The following is a 13,657-nucleotide window of genomic DNA, read 5'->3' as shown; positions in this document are numbered from 1 at the left end:
CGCTGGGCGCTCCGCCTGCAGGTCTTGCGGCCATGCCGGGTTTCGAGGCATGCCGCGCCACGCCGGAAAGCCGTTATTGTACTTGCGAAGCTGCTTATGCCCCCATCCGTCAGTCGTTTGATGTCCGAAACCGAAACTCCGGGCGATTCGCGCGAGCGCGCCGACGTGCCCGAAGCAGGAGACGGCGGTGCGGCGCGCAAGCGGGCGGGCCGCGCCGGGGGGACGAAGGGCGGAGCGAAAGGCGCGAAGGAAAGGCCAGCGGGCGAGCCGTCTTCCGCGGACGCGAGCGATGACGCGGCAGGTGCGCCCAAGGGCAAGAAGACGGGCAAGCCCGCCGTCACGAAAACCGCCGACCGCCTCGCGAAGCTCGGCCTCACGCGCGACATCGACCTCGTGCTGCATCTGCCGATGCGCTACGAGGACGAGACCACGCTCACGCCGATCGGCGAACTGCTGCCGGGCGGCATTGCGCAGACCGAAGGCGTGGTCTTCGACAACGAAATCGCCTACCGCCCGCGCCGCCAGCTACTCGTTAAGCTGCGCGGCGACCACGGAGACGAACTGATCCTGCGCTTCCTGAACTTCTACGGCTCGCAGGTCACGCAAATGGCGGTGGGCAAGCGCCTGCGCGTGCGCGGCGACGTGCGCGGCGGCTTCTTCGGCATGGAGATCGTGCATCCGGCCGTGCGCGTCGTCGATGGCGACACGCCGTTGCCGCAGGCCCTCACGCCGGTCTATCCGTCCACGGCCGGCGTGAGCCAGGCGTATCTGCGCAAGGCCATCGACAACGCGCTTTCGCGTGCTTCGTTGCCCGAACTGCTGCCCGAAGCCGTCGCGCGCGAATTCATGGAGCCGCTCGGGTTGCCGCTGCTGATGGAGGCGGTGAAGACGCTGCACCATCCTCCCGTCGACGCCGACGAAGCCGAGCTCATCGACGGCACGCATCCCGCGTGGACCCGCATCAAGTTCGAAGAGCTGCTCGCGCAACAGCTTTCGCTCAAACGCGCGCACGAAGAGCGCCGCACGCGTGCCGCGCCGGCCATGCCGTGTTTCAGGGCGGACGGCACGGATGCTGCGGACGCCGGCGCCGCCCCGCTGGTGGCGCGCTTGCGCGCCTCGCTGCCGTTTCAGCTCACCAACGCGCAGGAACGCGTGGTGGCGGAGATCGCGCGCGATCTCGAGCAGCCGCATCCGATGCAGCGCCTGTTGCAGGGCGACGTGGGCAGCGGCAAGACCGTGGTGGCGGCGCTCGCGGCCGCGCAGGCTATCGATGCGGGCTACCAGGCCGCGCTCATGGCGCCGACCGAAATCCTCGCCGAGCAGCATGCACGCAAGCTGCGTGGCTGGCTCGAACCGCTCGGCATCCAGGTGGCGTGGCTCGCAGGCAGCCTGAAGGCGAAAGAAAAGCGCGCGGCGCTCGAAGCCGCGGCGCTCGGCACGGCGAAGCTCGTGATCGGCACGCACGCAATCATTCAGGACACCGTGGAGTTCGCGCGGCTTGGCCTCGTGATCGTGGACGAGCAGCATCGCTTCGGCGTCGAGCAGCGGCTCGCACTGCGCGCGAAGGCGCAGAACGCGAAGTCCGCCGAGGACGGCGCGCGCGAGTTCCAGCCGCACCAGCTGATGATGTCCGCGACGCCGATTCCGCGCACGCTCGCAATGACCTACTACGCGGACCTCGACGTCTCCACGATCGACGAACTGCCGCCGGGGCGCACGCCGATTCTCACGAAGCTCGTCTCCGACGCGCGTCGCGAAGAGGTGATTGCGCGCGTGCGCGCCGCCGCGCTCACGGGGCGCCAGGTGTACTGGGTGTGCCCGCTGATCGAGGAAAGCGAAACGCTGCAGCTGCAGACGGCCGTCGAGACGTACGAAACGCTCGTCGCGGCGCTGCCCGAGCTCAGCGTGGGGCTCGTGCACGGCCGGCTTTCGTCCACGGACAAGGCCGCGGTGATGGACGCCTTCTCGCGCAACGAGGTTCAGCTGCTGGTCGCGACGACGGTGATCGAAGTGGGCGTGGACGTGCCCAACGCCTCGCTGATGGTGATCGAGCACGCCGAACGCTTCGGCCTCGCACAACTGCATCAACTGCGCGGACGCGTGGGGCGGGGCACGGCGGCGTCGGTCTGCGTGCTGCTCTACAGCGGGCCGCTCTCGCTTACCGGCCGGGCGCGCTTGCAGACCATGCGCGAGACCACCGACGGCTTCGAAATTGCGCGCCGCGACCTCGAAATTCGCGGCCCCGGCGAATTCCTCGGCGCGCGCCAGTCGGGCGCCGCGATGCTGCGCTTCGCGAATCTCGAAACCGACGGCTGGCTGATCGAGCCCGCGCGCGGCGCGGCAGAGCGTCTGTTGCACGGCTGGCCGCTCGTCGTGACGCAGCACCTGAACCGCTGGCTCGGTGCGCGCGAGCAATATCTGAAGGCGTGACGCGGGTCCACGGTCGCGCGGGAACTTGCTGCCTTCCAAATCGTCCGACTAATTCGCTGTTCCCGCCCGACTATGGGCGTTGAATATTGGCGAATCGCCGCCATAGGTGTATAAGTACAAGCTATTGATTCACCTTTTCTGATTGGTCCCCAAAGAAATGACGCTCACTGAACTGAAATACATTGTCGCGGTTGCTCGCGAGCGCCACTTCGGACGGGCCGCCGAAGCCTGTTTCGTCAGCCAGCCGACCTTGTCGGTGGCGATCAAGAAGCTCGAAGACGAACTGAACGTACAGATTTTCGAACGCGGCACGAGCGAAGTGAGCGTGACGCCCATCGGCGAGCAAATCGTCACCCAGGCGCAGCGCGTGCTCGAACAGACGCTGGCCATCAAGGAAATCGCCAAGCAGGGCAAGGATCCGCTCGTCGGTCCGCTGCGGCTGGGCGTGATCTACACGATCGGGCCGTACCTGCTGCCCACGCTCGTCAAGCAGATGATCAAGCGCGTCCCGCAGATGCCGCTGATGCTGCAGGAAAATTACACGCTCAAGCTGATCGAACTGCTCAAGCAGGGCGAGATCGACGTGGCGATCATGGCGCTGCCGTTCCCCGAGACGGGCCTCACCTTGCGAGCGCTCTACGACGAGCCGTTCGTCGTCGCGCTGCCTTCCGGCCACGCGTGGGAACAGCGCGAGAAGATCGACCCGGACGACCTCAAGCAGGAAACCATGCTGCTGCTGGGCAGCGGCCACTGCTTCCGCGATCACGTGCTGGGCGTGTGCCCGGAGCTGATGCGCTTCTCGCAGAACGCGGACGGCATCCAGAAGACCTTCGAAGGCTCCTCGCTGGAAACGATCCGGCACATGGTGGCGAGCGGTGTCGGCATTACCGTGCTGCCGCGCATGTCGGTGTCGGAAGTGAGGCCGCACGCGGGCGGCGTCGATTCGGGGCTGCTCTCGTACGTGCCGTTCGACGAGCCGGTGCCGGACCGGCGTGTGGTGCTGGCCTGGCGCAAGAGCTTTACGCGGATGCCGGCCATCGAGGCGATTGTCGATGCCATTCACGCATGCGAGCTGCCCGGCGTGAAGAAGATTGAGGCGCCTGCCGAGGTTGCCTGACGCGTGATCTGCGTGGCTGGCGCCCGGACCACTCAAACGGGAATTGGCCCCGAAAGTCTGCGGCTATCTGATTTATAAAATAAATCAAATTAAGTTAATAGATAGCCGTTGCTAAACTCCTCTTCACCGATACCCAATCGTGTCCACCAGGAGGAAGTCATGCAAAGCAACGTCCCCAGCGTTTCAGTTCCCGCCGCGCAGCCGACCCCTGCGTCCCCTGTCTTTACCGGCCTGCGCACCGTCGCGTTCTCGTTGCTCGTCGACCGTGCATTGAGCGCGTGACGGCTTGAGCCGCCGTCCACCTTTGCACGACAGCCGAACTTTCCCGCAGCGACAGCCTTGCATAAAACAGGAGAAACGATCATGACCCGAGTGATGACAATGACGCTCCACGCGGCCGGTTTTGGCCGCGCGGACGATGCCCGCGAGATGTTGGAGCGCGCGACCTTCATGCTGCGCCGGGGCGCCGGCCTCGCGATTTTTGCGGGCGGTGTGGCCGTGCTGATCGTGGAGGCGATCGTACGCCTGCACGGCGGCTGATCTGGCGGGAACGCGCGCTGCGGTTCCCTTGTCCGACAGAGAGGGCCAGATGGGTGTCTCTATCTGGCTGTATTCAACGATAAACCGACGTCCGTTCGACCCTACGCGGGTCGCCGCCGGGCAGGCGCGACCGGAAGGGTTCCCAAGGTTCGTCACACTACCAACAAGGAGTCGTCATGGCCAGGAAAGCAATCGTGCAGCACGTGAATATCGGTATCAGCGACAAGGATCGCAAGAAGATCGCGGAAGGCCTGTCGCGCCTGCTCGCGGACACTTACACGCTCTACCTGAAGACCCACAATTTCCACTGGAACGTCACGGGGCCGATGTTCAACACGCTCCACCTGATGTTCGAGACGCAGTACACCGAACTGGCCACCGCGGTCGATGCGATCGCCGAGCGCATTCGCGCGCTGGGCGTGGCCGCGCCGGGTAGCTACAAGGAGTTCGCGAAGCTCTCGTCGATCCCGGAAGCGGACGGCGTGCCGACGGCCGAAGAGATGATCCGCCAGCTCGTGGAAGGCCAGGAAGCCGTGGTGCGTACTGCGCGCGCCATTTTCCCGGCGACCGAGGCGGCCCACGACGAGCCGACCGCCGACCTGCTCACGCAGCGCATGCAGACACACGAAAAGACGGCGTGGATGCTGCGCTCGATGCTGGCTTAAGGGCTCAGGCAGCATTCGCGCGGGCGCGGGTTCGTGCGCGAGGCGACGGCGGGCGGCCGCGCTGACCTACAATAGCGGCATCGTTTTTCCCGCCACGATCATGTTCGCCCGACTCCCGCTCTATCTGCGGCTTGTCCGCATGGACAAGCCGATCGGCAGCCTGCTGCTGCTGTGGCCCACGCTCAACGCGCTCTGGATTGCCTCGAACGGTCGTCCGCCGCTTCCGCTGATCCTGATCTTCGCGGTGGGCACCGTGCTGATGCGCTCGGCGGGCTGCGCGATGAACGACTACGCGGACCGCGATTTCGACCGCTACGTGAAGCGCACCGCGGAGCGGCCGATCACTTCGGGCCGCATACACGCATGGGAAGCGGTGGTGATCGCAGTCGGGCTCGCGTTCGTCTCGTTCCTGCTCATCCTGCCGCTCAATACGCTGACAAAGCAGCTTTCGGTCGTGGCGCTGTTCGTGGCCGCGTCGTATCCGTTCACGAAGCGGTTTTTCGCCATTCCCCAGGCCTACCTGGGCATCGCGTTCGGCTTCGGTATTCCGATGGCTTTCGCCGCCGTGCAGGATCACGTACCGACTCTCGGCTGGATCATGCTGCTGGCGAACGTGTTCTGGTCGGTGGCCTACGACACCGAGTACGCGATGGTCGACCGCGACGACGACATCAAGATCGGCATTCGCACCTCCGCCCTGACGTTCGGCCGCTTCGACGTGCTCGCCATCATGCTCTGTTACGCCGTGACGCTCGGCATCTACGTCTGGATCGGCATCGCGCTCGGCTTCGGGCTGCTCTACTGGATCGGCTGGGCCGCGGCGGCGGGCTGCGCCGTCTATCACTACACCCTCATCAAGGGCCGCGAACGGATGCCGTGCTTCGCCGCGTTTCGCCATAACAACTGGCTGGGCGGCGTGCTGTTCGCGGGGATTGCCGCGCACTACGCATTCGCGGGAACTTGAGGCGCGCGGCCGGCCCGGGTCGGCCTGTTTACTGCTTGCCGAATTCTTCGCCCATTTCCTTCGCACGTGCGTCGGCGGCCAGCGCGCCGCGCACGATCGCGTCCTTGATCCCCGACGCATCGAACGAGGCCAGCGCGGCGGCCGTCGTGCCGCCCTTCGAGGTCACGCGCTCGCGCAGCACCGAAGGCGGTTCCTCCGATTGCAGCGCGAGCTGCGCCGCGCCGGTGAACGTGGCGATGGCGAGCGCGCGCCCCTGCTTTTCGTCCATGCCGAGCTGCCGCGCGGCCTCTTCCAGCGCCTCGATGAAATAGAACACGTAGGCCGGGCCGCTGCCGGAGATGCCCGTGACCGCGTCGATCTTCGACTCGTCGTCGAACCACACCGTTTGCCCTACCGCGCCGAGCACGTCGGAGGCGAGCTGGCGGCCTGCCGCGTCGACGCCGCCGCTCGCGACGAGACCGGTTGCGCCCATGCCGATCAGCGCCGGCGTGTTGGGCATCGTGCGGACGATGCGCGCATGGCCGCCCAGCCAGCGCGAGAGGTCTTCGATACGGATCCCGGCCATGATGGTGATCGCCACCTGATGCGGCGCGAGATGCGGCGCGAGCCCCTCGGCCACGGTCTTGGCGATCTGCGGCTTGACCGCGAGCAGCACGGCGTCGTACTGCGCGAGCGTCGCGTCGGCTGCCGCGCCGGTGAGCACGCCGAATTGCGCGGTATTGCGCTTGCGGACGTCTTCGTTCGGATCGATCGCGTACAGATTGGCGGCGGGCACGCCCTTGCGGATCAGACCGCCGATGAGTGCGGCAGCCATGTTGCCGCCGCCGATAAAGGCAATTTTCATGATGATGGAAAGTGATCAGTGAGAGTAATCGCGCGCGCCGAAGACCGCGGTACCGATCCGCACGATGGTCGCGCCTTCGAGCACGGCGGCTTCCAGGTCGGCCGACATGCCCATCGACAAGGTGTCCAGCGCAAGCCCGTCGGCGCGCAGCGCATCGAACAGTTCGCGTAGTTGCCGGTGCGGCGCGCGCTGCGCTTCAAGCGTGGGTTCGGGTTCCGGGATCGACATCAAGCCCCGCAGCCGCAGATTGGGCAGCGCGGCGATCGCGTGAGCGACCTGCGCTGCCTCTTGTGGCGCGACGCCGCTCTTGGTGGCTTCGCTGCTCACGTTCACCTGCAGGCAGACGTTGAGCGGCGCCATGCCAGCGGGCCGCTGCTCCGAGAGGCGCTGCGCGATCTTCAGGCGATCCACCGAATGCACCCAGTCGAAGCGTTCCGCCACAAGGCGCGTTTTGTTCGATTGCAGAGGCCCGATGAAATGCCATTCGAGCCCGGCGCGCAGGTCGGCCAGCGCCGCGATCTTGTCCACCGCTTCCTGCACGTAGTTTTCGCCGAATGCACGCTGGCCGGCCGTATGCGCGGCTCGCACGTCTTCCGCGGGGAATGTCTTCGAGACTGCGAGCAGCTCGACCGAATCCGGCTCGCGCCCGGCGTTGCGGGCGGCGGCGGCGATACGCTGGCGGACGGCTTCGAGGTTGTGAGTGAGATCGGTCATCGGATTGGGGCGGCCACCTTGTTGGCGCGGCGGCCGTTGAAACGAACCAGAGCGAACCAGGCAATGAATGTGGGCAATTATACGGACTGGGCCAGACGCGAAATATAGGCCGAACGGCCGGCTTTTTGCGTGCTGCGCGACGCGCTACGCTCGGACCGTGTTCGATTCCCTGCGCTCAGTTCGCCGCCAGCATATGCTCCACCAGCTCGATCCAGTGTGTGACCGGAATCGTCGTGCCGCTCTGCAGGTGCGCAATGCAGCCGATGTTCGCCGAGACGATGAGTTGCGGTTCGAGCGCCTTCAGGCGGTCGACCTTCTGGTTGCGCAGCGCGTAGGAAAGGCGCGGCTGCGTGATCGAATACGTGCCGGCCGAGCCGCAGCACAGATGGCTGTCCGCAGGCACGCGCACGTCGAGGCCCAGCGCGCCCAGCACCTTTTCCACGCCGCCGCGCAGTTGCTGGCCGTGCTGGAGCGTGCAGGGCGGATGCCACGCCACGGTCTGGATGCCGCGCCGGCGCGCGGCTGCCACGAGTTCCTCTTCGAACTCGGGCAGGATCTCAGAGAGGTCGCGCGTCAGCTCGGCGATGCGCCGCGCCTTGTCGGCGTAGGCGGGATCGTTGCGCAGCAGGTGCGCGTACTCTTTCACCGTCGCGCCGCATCCCGAGGCGTTCATCACGATCGCTTCCACACCCGCTTCGACGTAGGGCCACCAGGCGTCCACGTTGGCGCGCACGTCGTCGAGCGCCTCTTCCACGTAGCCCATGTGCAAACGGATCGCGCCACAGCAGCCGGCCTGCGGCGCGACCACGGTTTCGATGCCGAGCGCGTCGAGCACGCGCGCCGTGGCCACGTTGATGTTCGGCATCATCGAAGGCTGCACGCAGCCCGCGAGCATCAGCATCTTGCGCGCATGCTTCGCGGTCGGCCAGGCGAGCACGCGCTGGCGTACCGGCACCTTGTCGCGCAGGCGGCGCGGCAGAAGCGGGCGGATCTGCTGGCCAATGCGCATGGCCGGCGAAAACAGCGCGCGCCGCGGCAGAAAGCTGGCGAGGAGGCGCCGCACGATCCGTTGGCGCAGCGGCCGCGGCACCGTCTCTTCGGCATGCTTGCGGCCGATCTCGACGAGCCGTCCGTACTGTACGCCCGAGGGGCAGGTCGTTTCGCAACTGCGGCAGGTAAGGCAGCGATCCAGATGCGTGAGCGTGCTCTTCGTCACGGCCGCGCCTTCCACCATCTGCTTGATCAGATAGATGCGCCCGCGCGGGCCGTCCAGTTCGTCGCCGAGCAACTGGTAGGTTGGGCAGGTCGCCGTGCAGAAGCCGCAGTGCACGCATTTGCGCAGGATCGCGTCGGCCTCGTCGCCGTCCGCCGTGTTCCGGATGAAATCCGCGAGATTCGTCTGCATTGCCGCGTGCCGGTGATATCAAAAATCGGAGTACAGGCGGCCGCGATTGAAGATGCGGGCCGGGTCGAACGCGGCCTTCAGGCCGCGGTGGATCTTCATGAGCGGCGCCGGCAACGGCGTGAACACGCCAGCGCTGCGGTCGTACGCGTGGCCCGTGCGGAACATTGTTGCGTGGCCGCCCGCCTGCTTGGCCGTGATGCGCACGGTTTGCGCGTCGGTTTCGGTGATCCACCAGCGCTGGGAGCCGCCCCATTCCATCAACTGCACGCCGGGCAATTGCAGCGGTTCGGCGATCGAGGGCAGGGCGAGGCGCCAGAGCGCGGCATCCGGTGCGATGGCCGCGAAGAACGGATCGGTCTGCTCGCGCAGGCCGGCCCAGAAGCGTTCGGCCTCCACCGCGTCGACCACTTCGCCGCCCAGTGCCGCGCGCGCGGCTTTCACGGCGGCTTCCGCGCCCGCGAGCCGCACGGCGAGCGTGCCGTTGCGCCACGCGCTCGCCGTCATGGGGAGCGGACGGCCGCCCCATTCGTTGAGCTTGCGCACGGCGTCGGTGCCGTTCATGTCGAACTTGAGCGTTGTTTCGGACTGCGGCGCCGGCAGGACCTTGATCGAGAGTTCGAGGATCAGCCCGAGCGTGCCGAGCGAACCCGCGAGCAGGCGCGAGACGTCATAGCCAGCCACGTTCTTCACGACCTGGCCGCCGAAGTGCAGCACTTCGCCATGCCCGTTCATGATGACCGCGCCCAGCACGAAGTCGCGCGCCGCGCCCGCGAACGCCCGACGCGGTCCGGCGATGCCCGCCGCGATGCACCCGCCGAGCGTGGCCTGGGTACCGAAGTGGGGCGGCTCGAAAGGCAGCATCTGGTCGTGCGCCGCGAGGGCCGCTTCGATTTCCGTGAGCGGCGTACCGGCGCGCGCCGTGATCACGAGCTCGGCCGGGTCATAGGCGACGATGCCCCGGTGCACACGGGTATCGAGAATGGCTCCCTCGAGTGTCTGTCCGTACCAGTCCTTCGTGCCGCCGCCGCGTATGCGCAGTGGGCGGCCATCGGCACTCGCCGCGCGTACGCGGTCCGACCAGACGGCGACGATGTCGTCCTCTTCCATGGCGTGATTGTCGTTGTCGTTCGTTCGATTGTACCGGCCGGTCCCGTGCTGGCAACCCGGAGCGGACCCGCATCGTGCGTGGACCTCGAAGCGGGCCTAGAAGCGCGGCAGCTCGGGATGCGGCAACAGGTTCCCGCGCACGTGCATCCTGCCGTACTCCGCACAGCGGGCCCGGGTGGGGATGCCCTTGTCGGGGTTGAGCAGGCCGGACGGATCGAACGCGCGCTTGACCGCGTGGAACGCGTCGCGCTCCTGCGGCGAGAACTGCACGCACATCGAGTTGATCTTCTCGATGCCTACGCCGTGTTCTCCGGTCACGGTGCCGCCCAACTCGACGCAGGTTTCGAGAATGTCGGCGCCGAAGGCCTCGGCGCGGTGCCACTCGTCGAGGTCGTTGCCGTTGAAGAGAATGAGCGGGTGCATGTTGCCGTCTCCGGCGTGGAACACGTTAATGCAGCGCAAGCGGTACTGCGCTTCCATGTCGTGGATGCGCGCCAGCAGCGGGCCAATGCTGCGGCGCGGCACGGTGCCGTCCATGCAGTAGTAGTCGGGAGAGATACGGCCCGCTGCCGGAAACGCGTTCTTGCGCCCGGACCAGAAGCGAAGCCGCTCTTCCTCGCTGCGCGAGATCTGGATGCGTGTGGCGCCATGCTCGCGCAGCACGAGTACGGTGCGTGCGATTTCGTCGGCCACTTCCTCGGGTGTGCCGTCGGATTCGCACAGCAGGATCGCGGCGGCGTCGATGTCGTAGCCCGCTTTCACGAACTCTTCCACGGCTCGCGTGGCCGGCTTGTCCATCATTTCGAGGCCGGCCGGAATGATGCCCGCCGCGACGATGCCGGCTACGGCGTCGCCGCCCTTCACGACGTCGTCGAAGCTCGCCATGATGACCTGTGCGGTCTGCGGCCGCGGGATCAGCTTGACGGTGACCTCGGTCACGATCGCGAACATGCCCTCGCTGCCGATCATGACGGCGAGCAGGTCCAGACCCGGCGCATCGGGCGCGAGCGAGCCGAATTCGACGATCTCGCCGTCCATCGTGACCGCGCGCACGCGCAGGACGTTATGCACGGTGAGGCCGTACTTGAGGCAATGCACGCCGCCCGAGTTCTCGGAAACGTTGCCGCCGATCGTGCAGGCGATCTGCGAGGAGGGGTCGGGGGCGTAGTAGAGGCCGTAAGGTGCGGCGGCTTCGGAGACCGCGAGATTGCGCACGCCGGGCTGAACGGTCGCCGTGCGCGCGTAGGGGTCGACTTCGAGTATCCGGCGAAACCGCGCAAGCGAAAGCACGATGCCGTGCCGGATCGGCATGGCGCCGCCGGAAAGGCCCGTCCCCGCGCCGCGCGGCACGATGGGCACGTCGAGGCGGCGGCAGATCTGCACGATGCGCTGCACCTGCGACTCGGTTTCCGGCAGCGCGACCGCGAGCGGCAGGCGACGGTAGGCGGCAAGCCCGTCGCACTCATAGGCGACGGTGTCTTCTTCCCGATGCAGCAGGCAATGCGCGGGCAGCACCGCCATCAAGGCCTGCACGACTTCTCGCTGGCGTTGCGCGAGCACTTCCGGCGACACCTCGGCCGGTGCATTCATGTGTCCTCCCGTTGGTTCGCGCTGTTCCGTTGGCGCCGTGGGGCGCCTCTCAGGGGCAAGCCTTGTCGCTGCGTGGCGTTCGCGGGGCGCTCAGGCCGCCCACGAAAAGATTTTGCCCGGATTCATCAGGTTGTGCGGATCGAGCGCGTGCTTGATCGCGCGCATCGTGTCGACGGTATCGGCGCCGTGCTCGTCCACGAGGAAGCCCATTTTGTGCAGTCCCACGCCGTGTTCGCCCGTACAGGTGCCGTCCATCGCGAGCGCGCGCTCGACGATGCGGCGGTTCAGGCGCTCCGCTTCTTCGATTTCCTCGGGATTGTCCGCGTCGATCAGCATCGCGACGTGGAAGTTGCCGTCGCCCACGTGGCCGACGATCGGGCAGGGCAGCGGCGACGCCTTCAGGTCGGTTTCCGTTTCCACCACGCACTCGGCAAGCCGCGAAATGGGCACGCAGACGTCGGTCGTCACCGCGCGGCAGCCAGGCCGCAGTTGCAGCATGGCGAAGTACGCGCTGTGACGCGCGTTCCACAGACGGCTGCGGTCTTCGGGGCGCGTTGCCCATTCGAAGCCTTCGCCGCCGTTCTGCGCGGCGAGTTCCTGCACGAGCTGCGCCTGTTCCTCGACGCTCGCGGGCGTGCCATGGAATTCGAAGAAGAGCGTGGGCGCCTCGCGCAGCGTGAGGTTCGAATGGCGGTTGATGGCGCGCACGGCGAGCGAATCGATGAACTCCACGCGCGCGATCGGCACACCTACCTGGATCGTCTCGATCACGGTGCGCACGGCCTCGACCATCGAAGGAAACGCGCAGACCGCGGCCGATACCGCTTCCGGCTGGGGATAGAGGCGCAAGGTGATTCCGGTAATGACGCCGAGCGTACCTTCGGACCCCACGAAGAGGCGCGTGAGGTCGTAGCCCGCCGACGACTTGCGTGCGCGCGTACCGGTCTTGATGACGCGTCCGTCGGCCAGCACGGCGGTAAGCCCGAGCACGTTCTCGCGCATCGTGCCGTAGCGCACGGCGTTGGTGCCGGAGGCGCGCGTTGCCGACATGCCGCCGATGCTCGCGTCCGCGCCCGGATCGATCGGGAAGAAGAGGCCCGTGTCGCGCAGCGCCTCGTTCAGCGCCTTGCGCGAGATGCCGGGTTCGACGGTGACGGTGAGGTCTTCCGCGTTGATCGACAGCACGCGGTTCATCTGCGAGAGGTCGATCGAAACGCCGCCCTGCACGGCCAGCAGATGGCCTTCGAGCGACGATCCATTGCCGTACGGAATGATCGGCACGCCGTATTGCGCGCACAGCTTCACGATGGCCTGGACTTCCCCGGTGCTTTGCGCGAACACGACGGCGTCAGGCAATTGCGGGTCGAAGCGCGACTCGTCGCGGCCATGATGGGCGCGCACGGCTTCGGACGTGGAAACACGGTCGCCGAACGCACTGCGCAACTGGTCGAGGAGATCGGCGGGGAACGGGCGGCGTGCGGTGGCCGGCGGCGCGGGGTGATTCAATGGCGTCTCCTTCATCGAGGCATGTCTTGCCTGTACGTTGCTTCTGCGGTTCATTTTACGCTGAACGATGGTGCCCCTGCCGGCATGCCGGGTTTGCTGCGCCGCGTCAAATCTATAATGCCGGCAAGGCGCGTGCGGTGCGCGCGGACTCGCTTTCGGAGAACACATCATGGGCAATCGGCTCAGCAAAATCGTCACGCGCACTGGCGACGACGGCACGACAGGGCTAGGCGACGGCAGCCGCGTACGCAAGGACGACTTGCGGATTGCGGCCATCGGCGACGTCGACGAACTGAACTCGCAAATCGGCGTGCTGCTTTGCGAGACGCTGCCCGACGATGTGCGCGCCGCGCTCACGGAGATCCAGCATGACCTCTTCGACCTGGGCGGCGAGCTCTGCATGCCGGGACACACGGTCGTGACGGATGCGCATCTGGCACGGCTCGACGGCTGGCTCACTCACTACAACGCCGCGCTGCCGCCGCTCAAGGAGTTCATCCTGCCCGGCGGCTCGCGCGCGGCGGCGCTCGCGCATGTGTGCCGCACCGTTTGCAGGCGCGCGGAACGGACCGTGGTCGCCCTCGGAACCTCGTTACCGGCGGGCGAAACGCTGGCCCAGACACCGCGCCGCTATGTGAACCGGTTGTCTGACCTGCTTTTCGTGCTGGCGCGCGTACTCAATCGCGCGCATGGCGGCGACGACGTTTACTGGCGTCCCGACCGGGGTAGTTCGGCGGATTGAGGGGCGTCGCCGCGCGCGGTCGGAAGTCGCCGC

Annotated in this window: 13 protein-coding genes; 7 read left to right on the top strand and 6 right to left on the bottom strand. The window is 66.8% G+C overall.

All coding sequences use genetic code 11. The annotated features are described in order from the left end of the window. Positions 1-96: 96 nt before the first annotated feature. From recG to ubiA, 6 genes are all read left to right on the top strand, one after another. On the top strand, positions 97-2,430 hold the full coding sequence (gene recG / locus WJ542_RS00830) for an ATP-dependent DNA helicase RecG (RefSeq protein WP_411187002.1): 2,334 nt from the start codon (positions 97-99) through the stop codon (positions 2,428-2,430). Positions 2,431-2,587: 157 nt separating this feature from the next. After that, positions 2,588-3,547, top strand: a complete 960-nt coding sequence (locus WJ542_RS00825) for a hydrogen peroxide-inducible genes activator (protein WP_411187000.1) — start codon at positions 2,588-2,590, stop codon at positions 3,545-3,547. A gap of 159 nt (positions 3,548-3,706) precedes the next feature. Further along, positions 3,707-3,829, top strand: a complete 123-nt coding sequence (locus tag WJ542_RS00820) for a hypothetical protein (protein WP_411186998.1) — start codon at positions 3,707-3,709, stop codon at positions 3,827-3,829. An 81-nt stretch (positions 3,830-3,910) separates the two neighbouring features. After that, positions 3,911-4,087, top strand: a complete 177-nt coding sequence (locus WJ542_RS00815; RefSeq protein ID WP_411186996.1) for a hypothetical protein — start codon at positions 3,911-3,913, stop codon at positions 4,085-4,087. A gap of 176 nt (positions 4,088-4,263) precedes the next feature. After that, positions 4,264-4,752 (top strand): Dps family protein, encoded by a 489-nt coding sequence (locus WJ542_RS00810; protein ID WP_411186994.1) that lies wholly within the window; start codon positions 4,264-4,266, stop codon positions 4,750-4,752. 100 nt (positions 4,753-4,852) lie between these two features. Then, positions 4,853-5,716: a 4-hydroxybenzoate octaprenyltransferase gene (ubiA, locus tag WJ542_RS00805; protein ID WP_411186992.1), complete on the top strand. Its 864-nt coding sequence runs from the start codon at positions 4,853-4,855 to the stop codon at positions 5,714-5,716. Between the two features lie 28 nt (positions 5,717-5,744). On the opposite strand, the gene proC is transcribed toward ubiA, so the two are convergent. From proC to WJ542_RS00775, 6 genes are all read right to left on the bottom strand, one after another. Then, the gene (gene proC / locus WJ542_RS00800) at positions 5,745-6,560 is read right to left on the bottom strand and encodes a pyrroline-5-carboxylate reductase (RefSeq protein WP_411186990.1); all 816 of its coding nucleotides are present in this window, start codon (positions 6,558-6,560) and stop codon (positions 5,745-5,747) included. Positions 6,561-6,575: 15 nt separating this feature from the next. Next, a complete protein-coding gene (locus WJ542_RS00795) occupies positions 6,576-7,274 on the bottom strand; it encodes a YggS family pyridoxal phosphate-dependent enzyme (RefSeq protein WP_411186988.1) in 699 nt (232 codons plus the stop codon). Positions 7,275-7,449: 175 nt separating this feature from the next. Next, entirely contained in the window at positions 7,450-8,679 is a 1,230-nt protein-coding gene (gene glcF / locus WJ542_RS00790) for a glycolate oxidase subunit GlcF (RefSeq protein WP_411186986.1), read from the bottom strand. Positions 8,680-8,697: 18 nt separating this feature from the next. Further along, a complete protein-coding gene (glcE, locus tag WJ542_RS00785; RefSeq protein WP_411186984.1) occupies positions 8,698-9,786 on the bottom strand; it encodes a glycolate oxidase subunit GlcE in 1,089 nt (362 codons plus the stop codon). Positions 9,787-9,882: 96 nt separating this feature from the next. Continuing rightward, positions 9,883-11,376 carry an FAD-linked oxidase C-terminal domain-containing protein gene (locus WJ542_RS00780; RefSeq protein ID WP_411186982.1) on the bottom strand — a complete coding sequence of 498 codons (1,494 nt, stop codon included), beginning with the start codon at positions 11,374-11,376 and terminating at the stop codon, positions 9,883-9,885. A 90-nt stretch (positions 11,377-11,466) separates the two neighbouring features. Beyond that, positions 11,467-12,882: an FAD-binding oxidoreductase gene (locus tag WJ542_RS00775; protein WP_411186980.1), complete on the bottom strand. Its 1,416-nt coding sequence runs from the start codon at positions 12,880-12,882 to the stop codon at positions 11,467-11,469. 169 nt (positions 12,883-13,051) lie between these two features. Here WJ542_RS00775 and WJ542_RS00770 point away from each other — a divergent pair, with 169 nt between their 5' ends. Further along, positions 13,052-13,624, top strand: coding sequence for a cob(I)yrinic acid a,c-diamide adenosyltransferase (locus WJ542_RS00770; protein WP_411186978.1), 573 nt, complete (start codon positions 13,052-13,054; stop codon positions 13,622-13,624). Positions 13,625-13,657 lie beyond the last annotated feature (33 nt).

This window comes from Paraburkholderia yinzeri (assembly GCF_046581065.1).
Classification (GTDB): Bacteria; Pseudomonadota; Gammaproteobacteria; order Burkholderiales; family Burkholderiaceae; genus Paraburkholderia.
Note: the sequence above shows the minus strand (reverse complement) of the source record. Positions and strands in the feature narration are given on the sequence as shown.

What these genes read in the sequence shown, in the direction of transcription:
- recG (WP_411187002.1), top strand. Translation starts at nt 97, where the DNA reads ATGCCCCCATCCGTCAGTCGTTTGATGTCCGAAACCGAAACTCCGGGC.
- WJ542_RS00825 (WP_411187000.1), top strand. Translation starts at nt 2,588, where the DNA reads ATGACGCTCACTGAACTGAAATACATTGTCGCGGTTGCTCGCGAGCGC.
- WJ542_RS00820 (WP_411186998.1), top strand. Translation starts at nt 3,707, where the DNA reads ATGCAAAGCAACGTCCCCAGCGTTTCAGTTCCCGCCGCGCAGCCGACC.
- WJ542_RS00815 (WP_411186996.1), top strand. Translation starts at nt 3,911, where the DNA reads ATGACCCGAGTGATGACAATGACGCTCCACGCGGCCGGTTTTGGCCGC.
- WJ542_RS00810 (WP_411186994.1), top strand. Translation starts at nt 4,264, where the DNA reads ATGGCCAGGAAAGCAATCGTGCAGCACGTGAATATCGGTATCAGCGAC.
- ubiA (WP_411186992.1), top strand. Translation starts at nt 4,853, where the DNA reads ATGTTCGCCCGACTCCCGCTCTATCTGCGGCTTGTCCGCATGGACAAG.
- proC (WP_411186990.1), bottom strand. Translation starts at nt 6,560, where the DNA reads ATGAAAATTGCCTTTATCGGCGGCGGCAACATGGCTGCCGCACTCATC.
- WJ542_RS00795 (WP_411186988.1), bottom strand. Translation starts at nt 7,274, where the DNA reads ATGACCGATCTCACTCACAACCTCGAAGCCGTCCGCCAGCGTATCGCC.
- glcF (WP_411186986.1), bottom strand. Translation starts at nt 8,679, where the DNA reads ATGCAGACGAATCTCGCGGATTTCATCCGGAACACGGCGGACGGCGAC.
- glcE (WP_411186984.1), bottom strand. Translation starts at nt 9,786, where the DNA reads ATGGAAGAGGACGACATCGTCGCCGTCTGGTCGGACCGCGTACGCGCG.
- WJ542_RS00780 (WP_411186982.1), bottom strand. Translation starts at nt 11,376, where the DNA reads ATGAATGCACCGGCCGAGGTGTCGCCGGAAGTGCTCGCGCAACGCCAG.
- WJ542_RS00770 (WP_411186978.1), top strand. Translation starts at nt 13,052, where the DNA reads ATGGGCAATCGGCTCAGCAAAATCGTCACGCGCACTGGCGACGACGGC.